Origin of the sequence: Methylocystis heyeri (assembly GCF_004802635.2) — a bacterium.
GTDB lineage: Bacteria > Pseudomonadota > Alphaproteobacteria > Rhizobiales > Beijerinckiaceae > Methylocystis > Methylocystis heyeri.
In genome coordinates this window covers 3,707,085-3,726,685 of the sequence record NZ_CP046052.1, presented here as the reverse complement: position 1 = coordinate 3,726,685, position 19,601 = coordinate 3,707,085, and the positions used below count along the sequence as shown (strand labels likewise).

At 64.4% G+C, this 19,601-nt stretch carries 23 protein-coding genes; 9 read left to right on the top strand and 14 right to left on the bottom strand.

Annotated features, from left to right (window positions below):
* Positions 1 to 31 precede the first annotated feature (31 nt).
* Positions 32 to 787 (bottom strand): ribosome maturation factor RimP, encoded by a 756-nt coding sequence (gene rimP, locus H2LOC_RS16785; protein WP_136498239.1) that lies wholly within the window; start codon positions 785 to 787, stop codon positions 32 to 34.
* Positions 788 to 1,079: 292 nt separating this feature from the next.
* Between rimP and murI the strand changes: the two genes are divergently transcribed.
* Positions 1,080 to 1,910: a glutamate racemase gene (murI, locus tag H2LOC_RS16780; protein ID WP_246207205.1), complete on the top strand. Its 831-nt coding sequence runs from the start codon at positions 1,080 to 1,082 to the stop codon at positions 1,908 to 1,910.
* Here the strand turns inward: murI and secB are convergent.
* The gene (gene secB, locus H2LOC_RS16775; protein WP_136498238.1) at positions 1,907 to 2,389 is read right to left on the bottom strand and encodes a protein-export chaperone SecB; all 483 of its coding nucleotides are present in this window, start codon (positions 2,387 to 2,389) and stop codon (positions 1,907 to 1,909) included. The genes murI and secB overlap by 4 nt on opposite strands.
* A gap of 232 nt (positions 2,390 to 2,621) precedes the next feature.
* On the opposite strand from secB, the gene H2LOC_RS16770 reads away from it, so the two are divergent.
* The gene (locus H2LOC_RS16770; protein ID WP_136498237.1) at positions 2,622 to 3,137 is read left to right on the top strand and encodes a YchJ family protein; all 516 of its coding nucleotides are present in this window, start codon (positions 2,622 to 2,624) and stop codon (positions 3,135 to 3,137) included.
* 106 nt (positions 3,138 to 3,243) lie between these two features.
* Here H2LOC_RS16770 and argJ read toward each other — a convergent pair whose 3' ends face one another.
* From argJ to H2LOC_RS16745, 5 genes are all read right to left on the bottom strand, one after another.
* A complete protein-coding gene (gene argJ / locus H2LOC_RS16765) occupies positions 3,244 to 4,491 on the bottom strand; it encodes a bifunctional glutamate N-acetyltransferase/amino-acid acetyltransferase ArgJ (RefSeq protein WP_136498236.1) in 1,248 nt (415 codons plus the stop codon).
* A gap of 143 nt (positions 4,492 to 4,634) precedes the next feature.
* Positions 4,635 to 5,222, bottom strand: coding sequence for a TetR/AcrR family transcriptional regulator (locus H2LOC_RS16760; protein ID WP_136498235.1), 588 nt, complete (start codon positions 5,220 to 5,222; stop codon positions 4,635 to 4,637).
* Positions 5,223 to 5,289: 67 nt separating this feature from the next.
* Positions 5,290 to 5,748 carry a nuclear transport factor 2 family protein gene (locus H2LOC_RS16755; protein WP_136498234.1) on the bottom strand — a complete coding sequence of 153 codons (459 nt, stop codon included), beginning with the start codon at positions 5,746 to 5,748 and terminating at the stop codon, positions 5,290 to 5,292.
* 289 nt (positions 5,749 to 6,037) lie between these two features.
* A complete protein-coding gene (locus H2LOC_RS16750; RefSeq protein WP_136498233.1) occupies positions 6,038 to 6,943 on the bottom strand; it encodes a peptidylprolyl isomerase in 906 nt (301 codons plus the stop codon).
* 125 nt (positions 6,944 to 7,068) lie between these two features.
* Entirely contained in the window at positions 7,069 to 9,996 is a 2,928-nt protein-coding gene (locus H2LOC_RS16745; RefSeq protein ID WP_136498232.1) for a bifunctional [glutamine synthetase] adenylyltransferase/[glutamine synthetase]-adenylyl-L-tyrosine phosphorylase, read from the bottom strand.
* Positions 9,997 to 10,074: 78 nt separating this feature from the next.
* Here H2LOC_RS16745 and H2LOC_RS16740 point away from each other — a divergent pair, with 78 nt between their 5' ends.
* Genes H2LOC_RS16740 through H2LOC_RS16730 form a run of 3 tightly spaced genes read left to right on the top strand, consistent with a single transcriptional unit; the run spans position 10,075 to position 12,219 of the window.
* On the top strand, positions 10,075 to 10,926 hold the full coding sequence (locus tag H2LOC_RS16740) for an ATP-binding protein (protein ID WP_136498231.1): 852 nt from the start codon (positions 10,075 to 10,077) through the stop codon (positions 10,924 to 10,926).
* Positions 10,927 to 10,950: 24 nt separating this feature from the next.
* On the top strand, positions 10,951 to 11,775 hold the full coding sequence (locus tag H2LOC_RS16735; RefSeq protein ID WP_136498230.1) for a hypothetical protein: 825 nt from the start codon (positions 10,951 to 10,953) through the stop codon (positions 11,773 to 11,775).
* An 18-nt stretch (positions 11,776 to 11,793) separates the two neighbouring features.
* A complete protein-coding gene (locus H2LOC_RS16730; protein WP_136498229.1) occupies positions 11,794 to 12,219 on the top strand; it encodes a hypothetical protein in 426 nt (141 codons plus the stop codon).
* A 19-nt stretch (positions 12,220 to 12,238) separates the two neighbouring features.
* On the opposite strand, the gene H2LOC_RS16725 is transcribed toward H2LOC_RS16730, so the two are convergent.
* The 5 genes from H2LOC_RS16725 to H2LOC_RS16705 all read right to left on the bottom strand — a co-directional run bounded on the left by H2LOC_RS16725 (position 12,239) and on the right by H2LOC_RS16705 (position 14,918).
* Positions 12,239 to 12,757 carry an RES family NAD+ phosphorylase gene (locus tag H2LOC_RS16725; RefSeq protein ID WP_136498228.1) on the bottom strand — a complete coding sequence of 173 codons (519 nt, stop codon included), beginning with the start codon at positions 12,755 to 12,757 and terminating at the stop codon, positions 12,239 to 12,241.
* Entirely contained in the window at positions 12,754 to 13,089 is a 336-nt protein-coding gene (locus tag H2LOC_RS16720; RefSeq protein WP_136498250.1) for an antitoxin Xre/MbcA/ParS toxin-binding domain-containing protein, read from the bottom strand. Before H2LOC_RS16720 ends, H2LOC_RS16725 begins: the two co-directional genes overlap by 4 nt.
* A gap of 286 nt (positions 13,090 to 13,375) precedes the next feature.
* Positions 13,376 to 13,621: a 30S ribosomal protein S18 gene (gene rpsR, locus H2LOC_RS16715; protein ID WP_136498227.1), complete on the bottom strand. Its 246-nt coding sequence runs from the start codon at positions 13,619 to 13,621 to the stop codon at positions 13,376 to 13,378.
* Positions 13,618 to 14,058 (bottom strand): 30S ribosomal protein S6, encoded by a 441-nt coding sequence (gene rpsF, locus H2LOC_RS16710; protein WP_136498226.1) that lies wholly within the window; start codon positions 14,056 to 14,058, stop codon positions 13,618 to 13,620. Before rpsF ends, rpsR begins: the two co-directional genes overlap by 4 nt.
* A 308-nt stretch (positions 14,059 to 14,366) precedes the next feature.
* The gene (locus tag H2LOC_RS16705; protein ID WP_136498225.1) at positions 14,367 to 14,918 is read right to left on the bottom strand and encodes a hypothetical protein; all 552 of its coding nucleotides are present in this window, start codon (positions 14,916 to 14,918) and stop codon (positions 14,367 to 14,369) included.
* Between the two features lie 264 nt (positions 14,919 to 15,182).
* Between H2LOC_RS16705 and H2LOC_RS16700 the strand changes: the two genes are divergently transcribed.
* The 4 genes from H2LOC_RS16700 to hemH all read left to right on the top strand — a co-directional run bounded on the left by H2LOC_RS16700 (position 15,183) and on the right by hemH (position 17,478).
* Positions 15,183 to 15,422: a hypothetical protein gene (locus tag H2LOC_RS16700; RefSeq protein ID WP_136498224.1), complete on the top strand. Its 240-nt coding sequence runs from the start codon at positions 15,183 to 15,185 to the stop codon at positions 15,420 to 15,422.
* Positions 15,423 to 15,524: 102 nt separating this feature from the next.
* A complete protein-coding gene (locus H2LOC_RS21610) occupies positions 15,525 to 15,665 on the top strand; it encodes a hypothetical protein (protein ID WP_202620484.1) in 141 nt (46 codons plus the stop codon).
* The gene (gene panB / locus H2LOC_RS16695) at positions 15,662 to 16,477 is read left to right on the top strand and encodes a 3-methyl-2-oxobutanoate hydroxymethyltransferase (protein ID WP_136498223.1); all 816 of its coding nucleotides are present in this window, start codon (positions 15,662 to 15,664) and stop codon (positions 16,475 to 16,477) included. Before H2LOC_RS21610 ends, panB begins: the two co-directional genes overlap by 4 nt.
* Positions 16,474 to 17,478, top strand: a complete 1,005-nt coding sequence (gene hemH, locus H2LOC_RS16690; protein ID WP_136498222.1) for a ferrochelatase — start codon at positions 16,474 to 16,476, stop codon at positions 17,476 to 17,478. The genes panB and hemH overlap by 4 nt, the downstream gene beginning before the upstream one ends.
* 105 nt (positions 17,479 to 17,583) lie before the next feature.
* Here hemH and H2LOC_RS16685 read toward each other — a convergent pair whose 3' ends face one another.
* Positions 17,584 to 18,924 (bottom strand): ATP-binding protein, encoded by a 1,341-nt coding sequence (locus H2LOC_RS16685; protein ID WP_136498221.1) that lies wholly within the window; start codon positions 18,922 to 18,924, stop codon positions 17,584 to 17,586.
* Positions 18,921 to 19,583, bottom strand: coding sequence for a response regulator (locus H2LOC_RS16680; protein ID WP_136498220.1), 663 nt, complete (start codon positions 19,581 to 19,583; stop codon positions 18,921 to 18,923). Before H2LOC_RS16680 ends, H2LOC_RS16685 begins: the two co-directional genes overlap by 4 nt.
* Between the last annotated feature and the right edge of the window lie 18 nt (positions 19,584 to 19,601).

Sequence of the window (19,601 nt, the reverse complement as noted above, 5' to 3'; positions counted from 1 at the left end):
TGCCGCCGACCCTTTCGGATCGGACATGACGCTAGCCGCGAGAAGGGCTCCCTCCGCCTCCCTTCTTGAAATGGGTCTGAACCCCGGCGGGAACCACCGGCTTGGGCTTTTCCGCCTTCGGCTTCACGGCGAAACGGCCGGGGCCGCGACGCGGACGCTCGGCCGGCTCGGAATCTTGCTCCTCCTCGCCGCCGGCCTCGGTCTCCTGCGCTTCTTTGGCTGCGCGCAGCGACGCGCGTATCAAAGCCTCGGTCAGCATCAGCTTGCCTTCGTCGAGATCGCGCAAAGGCAGGCGAACGCTCTTTTCTTCATCGTCCCGGGCGTCGTTGCGCTCGAGCGTCACTACGGCGTCGCGCCCTTCTCCCTCGACGGCCTTTATCTCGCCGCGAAAGCGCTTGCGCCCATCCAACCCATGGACCAGCTCGATCCTGGCCTCATGGCCTATGGCGCGGAGAAAATCCGAAACCCGCACCAGCGGGCGGTCGATCCCGGGGGAGGAAATCTCGAGCCTGTATTCGCCCGAGATAGGGTCGGCGACGTCGAGTTCCGGTGACAGCGCCTGGCTCGCCGCCTCGCAATCGGCGACATTCATGGTCCCGTCAGGCCTCTCGGCCATGATCTGGAGCGTCTGGCCGTTCTGGGCCGAGAGCCTCACGCGGACGAGCCTATAACCCAGTTGCTCCAGCACCGGCGACGCCAGCGCCGCGATGCGCGCCGTGAGGCCGGTCTCGGCGACCAGACGGGGCTCGTCCAGCGGAGCGGCGATCGGGGCGGCGTTTTGCGTCAAGACGGGCTTTCTTCAGGTTACGGTCAAGGCGAAGGCCCTGATCCCAAACAAAAAAGAGCGGGTCCGGATGGACCCACTCTCAACCGGCGACCGCCGTGAGGGCGACCGTTATGAGATGGAAACTCGCGCCTTATACACCCGCGCGGGGGACCGGCGCAAGGGCAGTTTGAACGGGATCAGACTTGACCTTCTCTCAACGATCAAAAGCCGGAGCGCAAAGTCTTTTTTAAGCCCCGCTCCTGTCTTATCCGGTAAGGTTAAGCACAGAATCTCGAAAAGCGCCACGCCAGTGATCGTCCGTCCGCCCAAAATCGCCGTTTTCGACTCCGGCCTCGGAGGCCTCACGGTCTTTCGCGAGATCGCGAAGATCCGCCCCGAAGCCGATTATATCTATTGCGCGGACGACGCGGGGTTCCCTTACGGCTCATGGGGCGAAAGCGCGCTGATCGAGCGGGTGCTCGGAGTCGTGGGAGGATTGATCGAACGGGAAACTCCCGATCTCGTCGCCGTCGCCTGCAACACGGCTTCGACGCTGGCGCTGCCGCAACTGCGCGCGCGCTGGCCCCGGCTTCCTTTCGTCGGGACCGTCCCGGCCGTCAAGCCGGCGGCGCAGATGTCCCGCTCCAGGATGATATCCGTATTGGCGACGCCCGGCACTGTGGCGCGCGACTACACCCAGAAGCTGATCAGCGAATTCGCCGGCGATTGCGAGGTCAATCTGGTGGGGTCGAGCCGACTCGCGAGGCTCGCGGAACAGGCGATGCGCGGCGAAAAAATCGAAGACGAGGCGATCGCGCAGGAAATCGCGCCCTGCTTCCAGGAAAAAAAGGGCGCCCGCACAGATGCGGTGGTCCTCGCCTGCACCCATTACCCGCTGCTTGCGGACAGTTTCGAACGGCTCGCGCCCTGGCCGGTGGCCTGGGTCGATCCCGCCCCGGCCATCGCGCGCCGGGTCGACGACATGCTGCGCCAAAGCCTCGGCGACGGCGAGCCCCGCCCGGGCGAGCCCCTGTCGCGCCGCGCCTGTTTCACCAGCAACGAAACGCCGACACCTGAATTGGCGTCGGCGTTGGCTCGTTACGGCCTCACGGCCTCTGCTCTGGAGCAGGCCGCGGGGGCTTAGTTGGCGGTCTGATTCGCCGCGGCCGCCGCCTTCTGCTGATACAGCCCGACGAAATCGATCGGGTCGATGAACAGGGGCGGGAAACCGCCGTCGCGGGTGGCGTCGGCAACGATCTGCCGCACGAAGGGGAACAGGAGACGCGGGCATTCGATCATCACGATCGGATGAATCTGTTCCTGCGGGATGTTGGTCAGGCGGAAAATCCCGGCGTAGTCGACATCGAGCTTGAAGATGACCTCGCCGTCGGCGTCCGCTTTCGCGTCGAGCGTGATCGACACTTCGAAGTCGGTCGGCGCCAGCTGCTTGGCGTTCACATTCACCTGAACGGCGATGTTCGGAGCCGTCTCCCTCGGTCCCAGCGAACGCGGCGCATTGGGATTCTCGAAGGAAAGATCCTTCAAATATTGCCCTAGGGCATTCAGGGACGGCTGACCAGAGGCCTGCTCCGCCGCGCCGTTGTTGCCGTTACCTTCCGCCATTTGAAAACTCCTGGTTCGCGCCGGCTCGGGATGTCCCGTCAAGAGCTTCGCCTTCGAAGCGCGCGGCGCGCCTTTTCGCGGGGCTCGCCTAACACGTCTCCCCCGGCCCGACAAGGAGAGGCGCCCGCGGCTCGGCGAAGGCCTCGACGCCGCCCGCCGATTCCCACTTCGCAAAAAAAGGCTTTAGAAGACGCCGGATGATTCCCGGCCAACCAACTGGACCATTGTGCAAATGAGCGACACGACCTGCCCCTGCCGGCTCCGTTCGGCGGAACAGAAGCCCTATTCCCAATGCTGCGCGCCGATTCTCGAGGCCGGAGCCCCGGCGCCGACGGCTGAAGCCCTGATGCGGGCGCGCTACAGCGCCTTCGCCCTCGGCAACATCGATTTTCTGCTCGAGTCGCTGGCGCCGGAATCGCGATATGATTTCGACCGCAAGGCGGTGACCCACTGGTCGTCGCAATCGCAGTGGCTCGGGCTCGACATTCTCTCGACCGAAGAGGGCCAGCCCGGCGACGCGCAGGGCTATGTCGAGTTCGTCGCCCATTTCGTGATGGAGGGCGAGCCGCGGGCGCACCGGGAACGCTCGCTGTTCCGCTTCGACGCCGGGGACGGACGCTGGTATTTCCTCGAAGAGTCCAAGCGGAAGGCCGAGCCGATCGTGAAAGGCCATCAGCCCGGCCGCAACGATCCCTGTCCTTGCGGCTCCGGCAAGAAATACAAAAAGTGCTGCGGGGCCGCGGCCTGATTTTTGGCGCCGCAGCCCTGTGGGGCCCGCGGCGCTGCTCCGCCTCCCCCGGAGGCCGGCGCCCGCCGGGCGCCGGTGGGGCCGGAGCGGAGACTGGAGGTTCTCGCTAGCTGCGATAGTCCCCGTTGATGGCGACATATTCCTTGGTCAGATCGCAGGTCCAGACCGTGGAGGACCCCGCGCCGAGCGCGAGATCGACCCGGAGCTTGATCTCGGGGCGCTTCATGATCTCGGAGACCGCCGCTTCGTCGTAGGACGGATCGCGCAGGCCCTTATAAGCCACGCGAACATCGCCGAACCAGATCGAAAGCCGATCGCGATCGGCCTGTTCTCCGGCCTTGCCGACCGCCATCACGACGCGGCCCCAATTGGCGTCTTCCCCGGCGATGGCGGTCTTCACCAGCGGCGAATTGGCGATGGACAAAGCGATCCGTTTGGCCGCGCGGTCGTTCTCGGCGCCGTCGACGATGATCTCCACGAATTTGCGGGCGCCTTCCCCGTCCTTCACCACCTGATGGGCGAGGTCGAGCAGAACCTCGTCCAGGGCGGCGCGGAACTCGGCCAGCCTGCGATCGCTGGCCCGCTCGATCTCCGGCGCGCCGCGCCGGGCCGCCGCGCCCGTGGCGAACAGGAGCAAGGTGTCCGAGGTGGAGGTGTCGCTGTCCACGGTGATGGCGTTGAAGGAGCCGCGCACCGAGCGGGACAGCAGGGTCTGCAACGCCTCCGAACCGATCGCGGCGTCGGTGAAAACGAAAGCGAGCATGGTCGCCATGTCGGGCGCGATCATTCCCGCCCCTTTTGCGAAACCCGCAATGCGCGTCTCTATGCCGTCGATTTTCGCGGTGCGCGTCGAAAGCTTGGGATAGGTGTCGGTCGTCATGATCGCCCGGGCGGCCTCCAACCAGCCTTCGGGCTCAGCCTTGGCGACGAGTTTGGGTAGAACCGGCTCGAACTTGGAAGCGTCGAGAGGTTCGCCGATGACGCCGGTCGAGGCCAGGAAAACCTGGCGTTCGGGCACGCCGGCCGCAGCCGCGGCGAGCTTGGCCGAAAGCTTGACCGCGTCCTTGCCGGCCTTGCCCGTGAAGGCGTTGGCGTTGCCGGAGTTCACCAGCACCGCCCTGGCCTTGCCGCTCCCGACCCGGGCCCTGCACCAGTCGACGGGAGCCGAGGAGCATTTCGATTTCGTGAACACGCCCGCGACGCGCGATCCTTCGTCGAGCAGCGCCAGCATCACGTCGGTGCGGCCCTTGTAGCGCACGCCGGCCTCGCCCGCGGCGAAGCGGACGCCTTCGATCGGCGGAATCTCGGGAATGCTCTTGGGCGCGAGCGGCGAAACCGGAGCGGCTTTGGCCATGCAAATCAATCCCTGCTGTGGAGTGGCTCAAATGCGCGGTGTAACCTCTATCGCCGCCGCGTCAAGTGGCGCGAACGCGGCGTCTCAGGCCTGCGGCGCCTCGGCCGGGTTTCAGGCCGCAGCTTTCCGGGCCCCCGGACGGATCAGGCGGCGTCCCCTTCGCCCGCTGCGGGCAGGGAGGCTTTGAGCTGGCGACGCAACGCCTCGATCTGGCGCGAGAAAACGGCGGGATTGTCGAGCGCCCGGGCGAGGACGAGCGCGCCCTGGATTCCGCCGACGGCGGTCTCCGCGAGGATTCGCGCCTTCGCCTTGTCGGCGCCCGCACGCAGCAGCGCGCCGCGCAAGGCCCCGATCCAGCGGGAAAAATAGGCTTTGATCTCGGCGGCGAAGGGCTCCCGCGTCTCGTCGAGGGCGAAGGCGCCGACGAGACAAATGCGTCGCCCCGAACGAAAATAGGCCTCGACCGCCCGCCACATGTCTTCGATCGCGACGTGCGGCGCTCCGCGCTCCAGAGGCATGAAGATTTCCCGGGCGAACCAGCCGTCGACATGGGCCAGCACTTCGCGCCCCATCTCTTCCTTCCCGCCCGGAAAGAAATGATACAGGCTGCCTTTGCCGAGGCCGGTGCGCTCGGCGATGCGGCTGAAGGACGCGCCCTCGTAGCCGAATTCGCGAAACACTTCGCCGACCATCGGAACGACGTCGGCTTTTTCATGCACCAGCCGGGCCATGGTCCTCGACCGCGTTAAAGCTTTCCGGTGGGGATACCGGGTCAGACCGAAATTTCACGCCCTCGAATCAAAGGCCGAGATCCGAAAGCCCCGGATGGTCGTCGGGACGCCGGCCCAGCGGCCAGTGAAACTTGCGGTCCTTCTCGGCGATCGGCAGGTCGTTGATCGAGGCGAAGCGCCGGCGCATCAGCCCCGCTGCGTCGAACTCCCAGTTTTCGTTACCGTAGGAGCGATACCACTGCCCCGAGTCGTCGCGCCATTCATAGGCGAAACGCACGGCGATGCGGTCTTCCCCAAAGGCCCATAACTCCTTGATCAGGCGATAATCGAGCTCCCGCGCCCATTTGCGGGTCAGGAAGGCGACGATCTGGTCGCGTCCGGCCGGGAATTCGGCCCGGTTTCTCCAGACGCTGTCCGGCGTATAGACCAGCGCGACCCGCGCGGGATCGCGGCTGTTCCAGCCGTCCTCGGCCAGCCTGATTTTCGCGATCGCGGATTCGCGGGTGAAGGGAGGCGTAATCGACATGGCTTCCTCTTTGTTCCAACCGTTCGCCCTATTGTGTAACGATCGGTACAGAAGCGCAACTGCCTTTCGCTTTCATACGGCCGGGCCCGGAAGGCGCCGTGATATGAAATCCGCTGGTTTGGAGCGGCATTTCGTATTCGCTCGCCGCAAAAACCGATGCCGATCGGCGATTTTTGCGGCGGCCGCTTCTGCGGATCGCGAAGCGATCTCGCGGAAGTCGCATGAGAGCCAAAAAAAACGCCCTCCGCCGGCAGGCGAAAGGCGCTGGTCGATCAAAAGACCGAAATGATTACTTTTTCTTCTCTTCCGGCTTGGCGGCCTTGGCGTCTTTCGCGGCGTCGGCCGGCTTGGCGGCGTCCGCCGGAGGCTCGGTGCGCTCGATCTTGGCGCCCTCGCGCAGCTTGGCGACCATCTCGCTCTGCGCCTTCTGCACCACATAGCGCGAGACCTGATCGCGCACCTGGTCCAGCGGCGGGAAGGTCTTGGCGCGCTTTTCGTCGAGCTTGATGACGTGCCAGCCGAACTGGGACTTCACAGGGTCGGAAATCTGGCCCGGCTCCATCTTGGATACGGCCTCGCCGAATTCGGGAACCATGCGGTCCTTGGTGAACCAGCCGAGATCGCCGCCCTTGGAGCCCGGGTCCTTGGACAGTTCGCCGGCGACTTTGCCGAAATCCTCGCCGCTCTTGATCCGCTTCTGGGCGGCCTTGGCCTCGTCCTCGGTCGGGACCAGAATGTGATGGGCGTGATATTCGGTGTCCGGCTTCTGGTTCTTGGCGGCTTCGTCATAGGTCTGCTTGATGGCCGCGTCGGTGATGGCGTCCTTGGCCACCTTGCCGAGCAGCGTCTCCATCAGGGCCTTGTCGCGCAGATAGGCGAGACGCTTGGCGAAATCCGGGGTTTCGGAAAGCTTTTCGGCCTGAGCCTTCTGCACGACGAGCTGCTCGTCGATCAGGAAATCGAGCAGATAGGCGTCGCGGGCCTTGGCGTCGAGCTGGCGCGGGATGCCGGGGCCGATATCCTCGGCGGCGAGCTTCATGTCTTCGTCGGTAATTTCGACGCCGTTCACCTTTGCCAGAACTTTGGCCTGCGCAGGCGCGACGGCCGCTAAAATGGCGCACAGGCCGAGGGCTAGACCAAGGGCTTTGTGCGAGCCGCGGTCTTCGTAACGCGCATTCCTGTGGGCGTGAGACATAATTTTCTCCAAATGAAGAGTCTTCGACCGAAGCGTCCGCTGCGGCCCCAATGGCCATGAGGGACGAATCGGGCGTAACTAAGCCAATGGCCGCCGGTCTGACAACAGCCGTCGGCTAAATAACTCTAAATTCCGACAATCCTCATGAACGCCTCGCGTACGCCCGCCTCGGTTTCGCGCAAGCGCGCCTCGAGCCTCTCCAGGTCGGGCGCGTCGGCCGCGCGCAGCAGGAGATTGGCGAGGCCGCGCGAGGCTTTTTCCGGCGCGAAATCCCCCGCGATCGCAAGCCGCAACACCTGCATCAGCCCCTGATATGTCCGATAGGCTTCGATGAGCGCCTCCGCAGCGGGCCGTTCGATCAGCTCTTTGTCACGCAATTGTCGTAAAGCCTCTTCGACCGACGTCGAAAGACATTCAGGATGCGTCGCCGCGTGACGCAGCAGCAGATATTGGGTCGCAAATTCAATATCGATCTGGCCGCCGGGAACCTGTTTCAGGTCGAAAGGATTGTTCGAGCCCTTCTCCTTTTCGACCAGACGGCGCATTTCGGCGACGTCGGCTCGCAGCTTCTCCATATCGCGAGGGGCCACCAGCGCCTCGCGGATCGCCGCCGCGACGCGCGCGGCGAAATGGGGCGTCCCGGCGACGACGCGGGCGCGGGTCAGCGCCATGCGCTCCCAACTCCAGGCTTCGTTTTTCTGATATTCTTCAAAGGCCTTGAGCCGCACGGCGATAGGCCCCTTGTTTCCGGAGGGGCGCAGACGGAAATCCACGTCGTAGAGCAGGCCTTCGGCCGTGGGCGCCGAGAGAGCCATGATGAGCCGCTGCGTCAACCGCGCATAATATTGCGGCGAGGGCAGCGGGCGCTCCCCCCCTTCCGAGTCGACCATCGGATCGGCGTCGTAGATCAGCATCAGATCGAGATCGGAAGCCGCGGTCATCTCGCGCCCGCCGAGCTTGCCGAGCGCGACCACGGCGGCTTCGCCGCCGGGCACGCGGCCGTGAGCGCGGGCGAATTCCGCTTCCACCACATCGAGCAAGCCGCCGATCAGGATTTCCGCCAGCCGCGCATAGGCGAAGCCGGCGTCTCTGGGAGAGAGCGCCTCCGTGATGATCCGCGCGCCGATGAGAAACTTCTGCTCCTGTCCGAATATGCGGGCGCGGTCGAGCGCATCCTCGAAGGATCCGGCTTCCGCCATCTGGATCTTCAGGCGATCCTCCAGCTCGGCCCATTCCGCCGGCTGGTTGAAGAAGGACGGCTCCAGAAGCGCGCCGAGCACGCGGGGACGCCGGGAGATGGCCGCCGCGAGCTCGGGCGCCGCGCCCATGATCTCGGTCAGCAGATGGAGCAGGTTGGGATGTGAAGCCAGCAAGGAAAACAATTGCACCCCGGCGGGCAGCCGGCTGACGAATTTGTCGAAAGCGAGCATGGCCCGATCGGCGTTGTCGGTGGCGGCGAGCGCCTCCAGCAGCGCCGGGGTCAATTCGGTGAGGCGCTCGCGGGCGACGGCGGAGCGGGTCGCGGGATAGCGGCCGAAATGCCAGCTTCGGATGATGGCGGTGACGGTTCGCGGTTCGGCGAAACCGAGCTTTTCCAAAGTGGCGAGAGTGGCGGGGTCGTCCTCGTCGCCGGTGAAGACCAGATTTCCGGCGCCCGACGAAAGCTGCGGCGCGCTCTCGAAAAGCCGCGCATAGCAGTCCTGGACCGTCTCGAGGCGCCGCAACAGAGCCGCGGCGAAATCGCGAGCGCCTTCAAACCCCATCATCATCGCGATGCGAGCGACGCCCTCCTCGCTCTGCGGCAGCGAATGGCTCTGCTCGTCGGCGACCATCTGGATGCGATGTTCGACGTCGCGCAGAAACACATAGGCTTCTTCGAGCGCGTCGCGCGCGGCTCCCTCGATCCAGCCTCTCTCGGCGAGCGCAACCAGCATGTCGAGCGTGGCGCGGCCGCGCAGCGAAGGGTCCCGCCCCCCGGTGATGAGCTGCTGGGTCTGGACGAAAAACTCGATCTCACGAATTCCGCCGCGGCCGAGCTTTATATTGTGGCCGTTGACGGCGATTTCGCCATGGCCCTTATGGGCGTGGATCTGCCGCTTGATCGAATGCACGTCGGCGATGGCCGCGAAATCGAAATATTTGCGCCAGACGAAAGGCTGCAGCTCTTTCAAGAACTCCTCGCCCGCGGCGATGTCGCCTGCGACCGGACGCGCCTTGATGAAAGCCGCGCGCTCCCAGTTCTGGCCCATGCTTTCGTAATAGGAAAAAGCGGCCTCCAGCGGAATGGCGATCGGGGTCGCGCCGGGATCGGGACGCAGACGCAGATCGGTGCGGAAGACATAGCCGTCCGCGGTCTGCTCGCTCATGATGCGGATGATGCGCTTGGTGAGGCGCACGAAGAGATCGACCTCCTCGCCGGGCTTTGCCACCCGCGCGCGGCGCCGATCGAACAGCACGACGAGATCGATGTCGGAGGAATAATTCAGCTCATAGGCGCCCTGCTTGCCCATGCCGAGGAAAATCCAGCCCGACTCCCGCTCGGGATCGCCCGGATGTGCAAGCGCGAGCCGCCCAGCCTGCGCCGCCTCGCGCAAGGTGAAAGAAACCGCGGCCGAGAGCGTCGCGTCCGCTATGAGGGTCAGCGCCCGCGTCGCCGTCATCGTGTCCCAGGCTTTGGAAAGATCCGCCAGAGCGACGACGAGCGCCGCCTCCTGCTTGACCAGGCGCAACGAGCGCATCAGCTCGGCCTCGTCCGGGGCGCCCATATTTTTGGCGTGGTCGATGAGGCGGGAGACCGCCGCCTCGGGATCGCCCGCAAGCAGCTGCACAAGGCGGGCCGGGTTTTGAGCGGCGAGCCCCGCGAGATAGGGCGAGCAGCCGAACACGCCGATGAGCAGCTCCCGCGCCTTTGGCTCGCTCGCGAGCAGAGCGGCCAGCGCTGCGTCCTGGTCGCGCTCCAGCGCGCGGTTCAGAGAACGCTCCGCGGCTTCCGGGTCCGCCGGCCGGATGAAGAGCCTGGCGCGGGAGAGGAGACTGTTTTCGGTGGACGGCAAAGCTTCCTCCTGCGCGGACAGTTTTTGGGGAGCTATACTCCGCCCTGAGAACCGACACATCAACAAGAGGCTTCGCCAATGCCCGACCAAGACTCCGCCGCCCTGTTCCTACGCATCGCCGAGGCGCTGGAGCGGCTGGCCCCGCCGCCTCCGCCGGCGCCGGATTTTTCCCGCGCCGAGGCCTTTGTCTGGCGGGCGGCGAGCGCGGCTCTGATGCCGGTCGAAAAAATCAGCCGGCTGGAGCTCGAGCTGCTGGAGGGCATCGACCGGGCGCGCGGCCAGCTCTACGCCAACACTGAACGCTTCTCCCGCGGTCTGCCCGCCAATAACGCCCTGCTGTGGGGCGCGCGCGGCATGGGAAAATCTTCCCTCGTGAAAGCGGTTCACGGCGCCCTCGCCAGGGACGGGCGGTTAAAGCTGGTCGAAATCCACCGCGAGGATATCGAGAGCCTGCCCGCGCTGTTGCTGATCCTGCGCGGGGCGGATTTCCGCTTCATCGTCTTTTGCGACGATCTTTCCTTCGACGGCGCCGAGACCAGCTACAAATCCTTGAAAGCCGCGCTGGAGGGAGGCGTGGAAGGCCGGCCCGAGAACGTGCTGTTCTACGCCACCTCCAACCGGCGTCATCTTTTGCCGCGTGACATGATGGAAAACGAGAAAGCCACCGCGATCAATCCGGGCGAGGCGGTGGAGGAGAAAGTCTCGCTGTCCGACCGCTTCGGCCTGTGGATCGGCTTCCATAATTGCAGCCAGGACGACTACCTCAACATGGTGTTCGGCTATGCCCGCCATTACGGGCTGATTGCGGCCGAGGCGACCATACGGGCCGAGGCGCTGGAATGGTCGATCACGCGCGGCTCGCGCTCCGGCCGCGTCGCCTGGCAATATGTGCTGGATCTGGCGGGGAGGTTGGGGAAGCAGCTCAGTTGAGCCAGTTTATGAGACCTATTTCCCATGATCATCAAAACCCAGCCCCATTGGAAGCCCGACAAGACAGCCGAGCGCATTCTCTTCGCCAAGTTCTGGTCGCGTCAGGGCTGGACCTACGGACGGATTTCGCCCGACGATTACGACTATGCAAAATATGCGGGTTATCTTTTTGACCGGATAAAGTTCACCCATGACGAATTGATCGACGAGCTGCTCGCCGTGAGAGATCGTCTCGATCCGACACTGGTCGCCCAAGCCTTCTCCGACAGCCTGACCACACGGCGCCTCGATCTGCGATCGGCTTTAGGGAGTTTCGGGGCCGTCCTGCGGCTGCAAAAGCACGACATCGACGCCCGGCCAATATGGAACGGCTGCCGCTGCGACATATGCCAGCTTTCTTGTCCCGATGAGGAGGAAGATATCAATGTGTTGAGCTTCGAGCGTTTCAAATGGGGCGGTGTGCGCCACGATGATCCGCTCTATGAGCTGCTTGATCTCTCGCCATTCGAGGCGGCCGATCGCGACAGCTCGCGTCAATCGCGGGAACCTCTGCTCCGCATCCTCGATATTGCTGGGAACGCCCCCGCCGATTGCAGTCCGAACCAGCTTCTCAAATTGATAGCGCCATTCGTCCCCGGCAATGCAAGCGAACGCCGCATCGCGCTCCAATGCCTCGGCTACGTAGGAATTTTGCAGCCGACTTCCCATCCAGGCTTTTTCGACGGATACCCCACAATGCGCCAGCATCCCGGAAAGGGCGATTGGTCCTATCCATTTGCATGGTGGCGCGGCAGCGACGGTGTGAACGCAAAGGCTTTGGAGTTTTATTTTCCGGGCGTCAAAATGTAACGCAGCAAGGAGCCTCATATGTTTAAAAAGGCAAAGCGCCATATTGCGCTCGTAGCGATGATCCTGATTGACGGCCCCGCCTTCGCCGTCGAACAATGTCCGGTGAGCGACGCGGCAACCGAAAAAGCGGGAGGCTATGTCGAAGCGGTGCTTGCCGCTGTTCGCAATGCGCCCAATTGCGAGCACGCCGTCAAAATTCTCGAAGCCTGTCAATTCGGCGACAGCAAGACCAACAGGCTTCTGGAGATCGTCGAGGGCAAGTGCGAGCCGCTGTTCATGCCGAAAGCTTCGCCCGCCGTGAAAACCGCCTACAAAAAGGCGCAAGCGCGTTGCGACGCAATCGCGGTGAAAAACTCCGGGACAATGTATCAGTCTTTCGCCGCCGTTTGCCGCGCGGGAAAGGCGCGCGACTTCGCCCGCAAATATGGGCAGGGAAGAGGTTGAGCCCCCGCCTGTCCGGGCATCATTTCCAGGAGAGTTGGTCCTTCGGCAGGCGACCGCTCGGATCAAAGACAGACACTTTATGCGGGAGGGCCGGCCCCCATTTCCAGAGAACCAGATTTTGATCATCGGCCCTCGCGCCCGGCGCGAAGCTCGGGACCAGAATGCCTGCGGCGCCCGCTTTCATCGACTGGCGAGCAATTCGCCATGAGGGCGGTTCCCGGCCCTGTGAGATGTCGGAGAACCAGGCGCAGGCCATATCTTCGAGCGACGCGCTGGCGGCTTTGCGATCCTCTTCGCTTCGCAGATCGAGCACATCCTCGCAGTCGACATCATAGGAGCAGAGCACGCAGGGCTCGATCTTATGCGCGAAGCCCTGGTTGATCTCCTTGACCGCGGTCATGATCGTGAGCGCGAGATAGAGCGCCGGAGCGCCCTTGGGGTTGAAGCGAGCCCCGCGCATCGCAGCGCCGGCGCCCGAAAGCGGCTGAAAAGACCAACGCGGATCATGCGCCCTGTAGCAGGTCGCGCGAAATCTCAAGCGAAGCCGCCCTGGGCGATATGATCGAGATAATCCCGTAGCGCGCCGGCCTGGCCCTCCTTGACCAGGGACTCGGCCGTGCGCCCGCCAAAAGCGGCGATCGGCTGGGCTCGGTACCAGGCCATGGCCTGGCTCTTGCCGCCGGCCCAATCCGAGACGCGCGAAACCACCTCGAGCATTTCCTTGAGTCGGGCCTGGGTCTTGGGAGCCTCCAAACGGGCGAGCTTGTAGAGCGCCTCCCGGCTCAATCCGATGGTTTCGGCGAGCTGTCCCTTCGACATGCCGAAGATTGCGGCGACCTTGTCCAACCTGACGACGCCCTGGTCGTTCATGAGGTCGGCGACCAGGGGCGCCGGCGTCAGCCCAGCCGGAAAGTCGGTCTTCGCAGCTGCCTGCGCCGACGATTTGCGGCGGCCGGACGCCGGCGCCCTGGTGGCGGCGGGACTGGATTTGGGGGCGGCCATGGGAAGCTCTTTTGCCAGTTTGATAGGGCTTATCATAGGGCGTCGACGGGCTGACGCAATCGCCAAGAGCGCGCGGCCCTATGTAAATGCGCCACAAAAAAAACAGCCGCGCTGGAGGCGCGGCTGCAAAATGCCAAAAACGGCGCTGCTTTTTTTAACGGATCACGTAGGGCAGCAGGCCGAGGAAGCGGGCGCGCTTGATGGCCTGGGCCAGTTCGCGCTGCTTCTTGGCCGAAACGGCCGTGATGCGCGAGGGAACGATCTTGCCGCGCTCGGAGATGTAGCGCGACAGCAGACGCGTGTCCTTGTAGTCGATCTTCGGGGCGTTGGCGCCGGTGAAGGGGCAGGACTTGCGACGGCGGAAGAACGGACGGCGCGGAGCCGCAGCGGCAGTGGTCATTGGATCGCCTCTCCTTCGGCCCTCGGGCCTTCTTCACGACGGGGGCGGCGCTCGGGGCGGTCGCCGCGCGGGGGCCGGCGGTCGCCGCGCTCGCCGCCGCGTTCGCCATCGTCGTCACGCTTGCGCAGCTGGGCCGACGGGCCTTCCTCGAGCTCTTCGACGCGCAGGGTCAGGATGCGCAGCACGTCTTCGTTGATGCGCTCCTGGCGCTCCAGCTCGGCGATCGCCGCCGGAGGGGCGTCGATGTTGAGCAGGGTGAAATGCGCCTTGCGGTTCTTCTTGATGCGGTAGGCGAGGGACTTGACGCCCCAATATTCGACCTTGCCGACAGTGCCCCCGAGGGAGGTCACGATATTCTTGAACTGGCCGGTCATGGTCTCCACCTGCTGGGGCGAGATGTCCTGACGGGCGAGGTAGATGTGCTCGTAGAGAGCCATTTTTCTCAGCCTTTCTGGCAAAATATTCGCATCCCGCCCCGGCGCGGAGCCCTTCGAGCCTTTACGGAAAGGCTCGACGAGGGAGGTTCGAAGGCGGGAACACGGGAAGACGGGTTGGAGCCCTCTCCAGGCAAAGCCAAGAGCTTCCGTTCAGCCCCCGGCCGAGGCGTCGCGAAGCGCGCGTTATAGCGCTATTTGGCCGGGATGCAAGATAAAGGATCGCCTGCGCCGCTCGGGCGAAGGGCGCTTGCCTTCCCATCGAGGGGCAGCAGGGGGGGTAGGCCGCCCACATAGCACGGTTCCGTCCTTCACCCGATCATCGCCGCGCGGCGGGCGATGGCCTCGAGCATGCGGCGGCGGATCAGCCCGCTTCCCGCGCGGATGGCGAACCAATAGGGCGCGAAAGCGAAAAGGGCGCGCCGGTCGGGACAAAAGACCCGGGTCTCGGTTGCGAGGCGGCTCGCGTCGCCGCCAATGTCCTGAACCGCAAAAGACATCAGCAATTTGGGGACGCCGGGCTGTGCAAAGCCGATAAAGCTTGCGCCGTCGGGAATGGGGAAAAGCCCGTAATCGGCGCGCCAGAAGCGGCCGCAGAGGCCGAAGCTGATCTCTCTTTCGTTTTGGCCCAGCAATGTAAAGCGATGCAGGCCGAAAGGCTGCGTGGGCGCCTGGCCCATCCATCGCGCCGGGGCCTCGCGGATCGCGATCAACGAGCGGATGACCGGATCGTCGGCCGCGGAGAGGCCCGGAACGACCGCCAGGATCGCCGAGGGCGGCGCGGCGACCAAGGCTTCGTGCCTTTCGCGGAACTGGCGACGCGGCAAGAACTGGTCGGCGAGGCCGAATTCGCTTTTGGTCATGGAATTCGACTCTTGCGAAAAAACCACGCCAGCATGCCGGAAAATCACTGGAAACCAAATAAACTTCGGTATGCCTAAAACTTGGGCGCCGCCTGCCCGGGCGCCAGCCACGCGATCGGGCGCCGCCCGAGAAGCTTAACGAATCATTGGCGGTTTGGGGCCGGATCGAGGCGCGCTGCGAAGAACCGCAAATCTCGCGAAATTGGTGGCCCGGCTCTTGCTTCCTTACCCGTGGGCTTAACCCGCGAGTAAACAGGTTATTCCATGGCTATCGCGCCCCCCACCATCGCCTCCCTCCAGTCGCAGGGCGTTCCAGGTTTCTTCGTCACCTGTTCCAACCCCCTGTGCCAGCAGTCCACCCCGATAGATTTCGAGACGCTCTCGCTGGACCCCGCGACCCCTCTCCCCGAAATCGAAAAGAAGCGTAGCTTCGTCTGCCCCGCCTGCGGCTCGAAACAGGTCTCCACCCTGCCGGACTGGCGCGCCGATTGGGTCGAAGGGTAGAAAACAGGACGCTTCGCCTGAAATCTTGCCCGGCGAGGCTCCCGCCTTTATGTTGCGCGCCGTCGCCGGCCCTCGGCGGCGAACTCTAGACGAGGCCGCGGCATGAAGCGCAGAATCGGGATCCTGGCATTGCTTCTGGGGGCTTGCGCGCTACTTTCCGGCTGCGACAAATGCACCGGGGGATGGCAGGAAATCCAGCTTCCCGGCGCGCCGAAGACCTGCGCCGACAATACGCAGCGATGAAATCAGCCTCGGATTTCGCCGATATGAAACGGCGCGGCGAGAAAATCGTCGTGCTGACGGCCTATGACGCGCCGACGGCCCGGTTAGAGGCCGCCGCGGGCGTAGACATCATTCTCGTCGGAGACAGCGTCGGCGTGAATGTACTGGGCTATGGCCATGAGCGCGAAGTGACGCTTGCCGACATGGCCCATCACATCGCCGCCGTGCGGCGCGGCGCTCCCGATATTTACATTATCGGCGACCTCCCCTACGCCACCTACGACACGTCCGAACAGGCGCTGGCGAACGCCAAAGTCCTGACCGGAGCGGGCGCCGATTGCATCAAATTCGAGGGCGCGCAGCCCGAGCTGGTGCGGGCGCTCAAAACCGCCGGCTTCGACGTCTGCTGCCATATCGGGCTCGAATCGCAGCATCAGCTCGAAAAACGCCGCCAGGGCAAGACGGCGGAGGCCGCCCGCAAGCTGCTCGAAGACGCCGCCGCCCTCGACGCCGCAGGCCAGGATTTCATCGTTCTGGAGCTTGTGCCGTCTGAACTCGCCGAGCGCATCTCCCGCGACATCGCTGCGCCGACCATCGGCATCGGGGCAGGCGCCGACAATGACGGCCAGGTGCTGGTGGTCAACGACCTCGCCGGGATCACCGAGCGAGAATTCAAGCACAATCATCGTTACGGCGCGATCGGAAAGGCGCTCGGCGACGCCGTGGCCGCCTATGTCCGCGACGTGCGCGCCGGCGCCTTTCCGCGCGAAGAGCATGGTTTCCATATGGCCGAGGACGAATATGCGGCCTTTCTGCGCGGCGACGCGCCATGACGGGCAGGCCCGTCGGCGTCCTGCTGGTCAATCTCGGAACGCCGGAAGCTCCCGACGCGCCTTCGGTGCGGCGCTATCTCGCGGAGTTTCTTTCGGACCCTCGCGTCGTCGAGATTCCGCGCCTCCTCTGGCTGCCCCTGCTCCATGGCGTCATCCTCAACACGCGGCCGGCGAAATCCGCCAAGGGCTATGAACATATCTGGGTAAAGGAGACGAACGAGAGCCCGCTCAAGGCCTATACGAGGCTGCAGGCGGAAAAGCTCGGCGCTCTCGCCGGCGCGGGCGCGCTGGGCGAGGCCGCGATCCATGTCGACTACGCCATGCGCTATGGCGAGCCGGCGCTCGCCGAGGGCGTCGAGGCGCTCATGGCCAAGGGCTGCGAGCGCATCCTGATCCTGCCGCTTTATCCGCAATACGCCGCCTCGACCACGGCGACCGCCTTCGACGCCATCGCCCGCGTCCTGGCCGGAATGCGCCGCCAGCCGACTTTGCGTTTCTCGCCGCCCTATTTCGACGACCCTGCCTATATCGAGGCGCTGGCCGAAAGCCTGCGCGAGCATCTCGGCCTTCTCGATTTCGAACCGGAAGTCGTGCTGGCTTCATTCCATGGCCTGCCCCAGTTCCAGATCGACAGGGGCGATCCCTATGAATCTCAGTGCGAAGAGACGGTGCGTCTCCTGCGCGCGGCGATGGGCATGGACGAGAAGCGCTTGCAGCTTTCGTTCCAGTCGCGCTTCGGACGCGCGAAATGGATCGAGCCCTATACTTCCGAGAAGGCGCGCACGCTCGCGAAAGAAGGCGTGAAGCGGCTTGCGATCCTGGCGCCCGGCTTTTCCGCCGATTGTCTCGAAACCATCGAAGAGCTCGGCGTCGAAATACGCGATGAGTTTCTGGCGGCGGGAGGGGAGAAATTCGCGAGGCTTTCCTGCCTCAACGACAGCGAGGCGGGAATGCGGCTGCTGGCGTCGCTGGCGCGGCGCGAGCTCGCCGGCTGGATTTAGAGCAAGTTCCCAAAAAGTGCGAAGCGGTTTTTGGATGAGAACATCCTCGACCAAGGAAGATGTTTTCAGAAAGCTGTGCGCGTTCGAACTTGTAGCCGACGCGCGCTATCTCGATGCGTGCGCAAAGCGGACTTCCGCCAGAAGCCCCGGGCCGTCCAGCCTGTTGCGCAAGTGCAGAACCGCGCCCATGCGCCCGAGCGCCAGCGCGACGATGGCGAGGCCCAACCCGCTTCCCGACACGCTTTTATGGCGGCCGCGAAAAAAGCGATCCGTGACCAAAGGCAACTCGTCTTCGGGAATGCCGGGGCCTTCGTCCCGAACGAATATCGTCGTTCCGCCCGCTCCCAATCCCCACTGCACTACGCCGTCTTCCGGCGAATAGATCATCGCGTTCTCATGCAGGTTTCGCAAGGCGAGAGCGGCGAGCTCGCGGTTTGCACGGATGACGAGACCGCGAAGGCGAGGGTCCAGGCTGACGCGGCGTTCTCGCTGCGCCGGCTTTGCCGCCTCGACGATCTCCTCGATCAAAGCAAGGACGTTCACCTCTTCCTCGCGCCCCATATCCAGTCCGGCGTCGAGCTTGGCCAGAGCGAGCAGCTGAAACACGAGGCGCGCGCTTCGATCGACCGCGACGAGGATTTGCCGCAGCGCCGCTTCCTTCATGGCGGGGTCCGCCGCCGCGAGGGCGACCTGCGCCTGGGTCTTCAAGCCGGCGAGCGGCGTGCGAAGCTCGTGCGCCGCAAAGGCGGTCACGTCGCGTTCATGCTTTCGCGCCGTCGCCAGCTTTGAGAAGAGTCCGTTGAGCGCGTCGATTATCGGCCTGATCTCGGTCGGCGCAGCGGCCCCGTCGACATGGCTCTCGTCGTCCGCGCCTCTGCTGCGAAGACTTGCGGCGAGACTCGAGAGCGGGCGCAATCCCTGCCCTATGCCGGCCCAGATGAAAAGGCCGAGCAAGGGGACGACGAGCAGCGCCGGGATCAGGAGCCCCTCGATCAGATGCGCGACGAGCCGCTGGCGCAGGCCGAGCCTGTCGCCCACCAGCACGCGAATTCCCTTGGCCTGATCTTCGACGGCGTAGACCCGCCAGACCTCGCCATTGACGATGCTGTCCGAAAAACCCGAGGGCAGCTCGCTCATATGGACATCGGGGGCGCCGCTCGACCGGGCGAGAAGCCTCCCGTCGAAGGACCACAGCTGACATGCGAGCTGGCGCTGATAGCTTGCGGACTCCTGCAGGACCGGGGGCGAGACCGGTCCTTGCGATTGCGCGACCGGGCCGTCTGCGACGAGGGAAGCGACCATCCGGGCGGCTTCCTGAAGGCGCGCGTCGAGCACATGCTCGATTTCCTTTTTCGTCTGCATGTAGCTCCAGCCCGCGGCTCCCAGCCAGATCAGGCTCGTCGCGACGGCGAGCATGATGAAGAGGCGCTTGCGCAGCGAGTTCATCGTTCCGCCTTCAAACGATAGCCGAGCCCCCGCACAGTTTGAATCGCATCGCGTCCGATCTTGGCGCGCAGATTGTGGATGTGAACCTCGATGGCGTTGCTCTCCACTTCCTCCTGCCAGCCGTAGAGGCGGTCCTCGAGCTCGGTCTTCGATTTGATGACGCCGGGTCGTTCCGCAAGCGCCAGAAGCACCGCGAACTCTCTTCTGGAGACATTGACCGGCCGATCGTCGAGCGTGACCGAGCGGCGCGCCGGATCGAGCTCCAGACCGCCGGATTTGAGGCGCGGCTCCGCCCGGCCTTCTCCGCGCCGCGCGGCGGCGCGAACGCGCGCCACCAGTTCGTCGAGATCGAAGGGCTTGCCGATATAATCATCGGCGCCGGTGTCGAGTCCTTTCACGCGATCGGCCACGCGATCGAGAGCGGTCAGAAGGACGATCGGCGTCAAATCTCCGGCGGCTCGCTTTTCTTTCAAAAGATCGAGTCCCGAACCGTCCGGCAACATGAGGTCGAGAACCACGACGTCGAATTTGCTGGTTTCGAGCGCGAGGCGGGCGTCGGCGCAACCGCTCACGGCGTCGACGGTGCAGCCGGCGAGTCCAAGCCCGATCGCAAGGCCGTCCAAGAGGATCGGATCGTCTTCGACGATGAGCACGCGCATGTCGTCTTCTCCAATGTT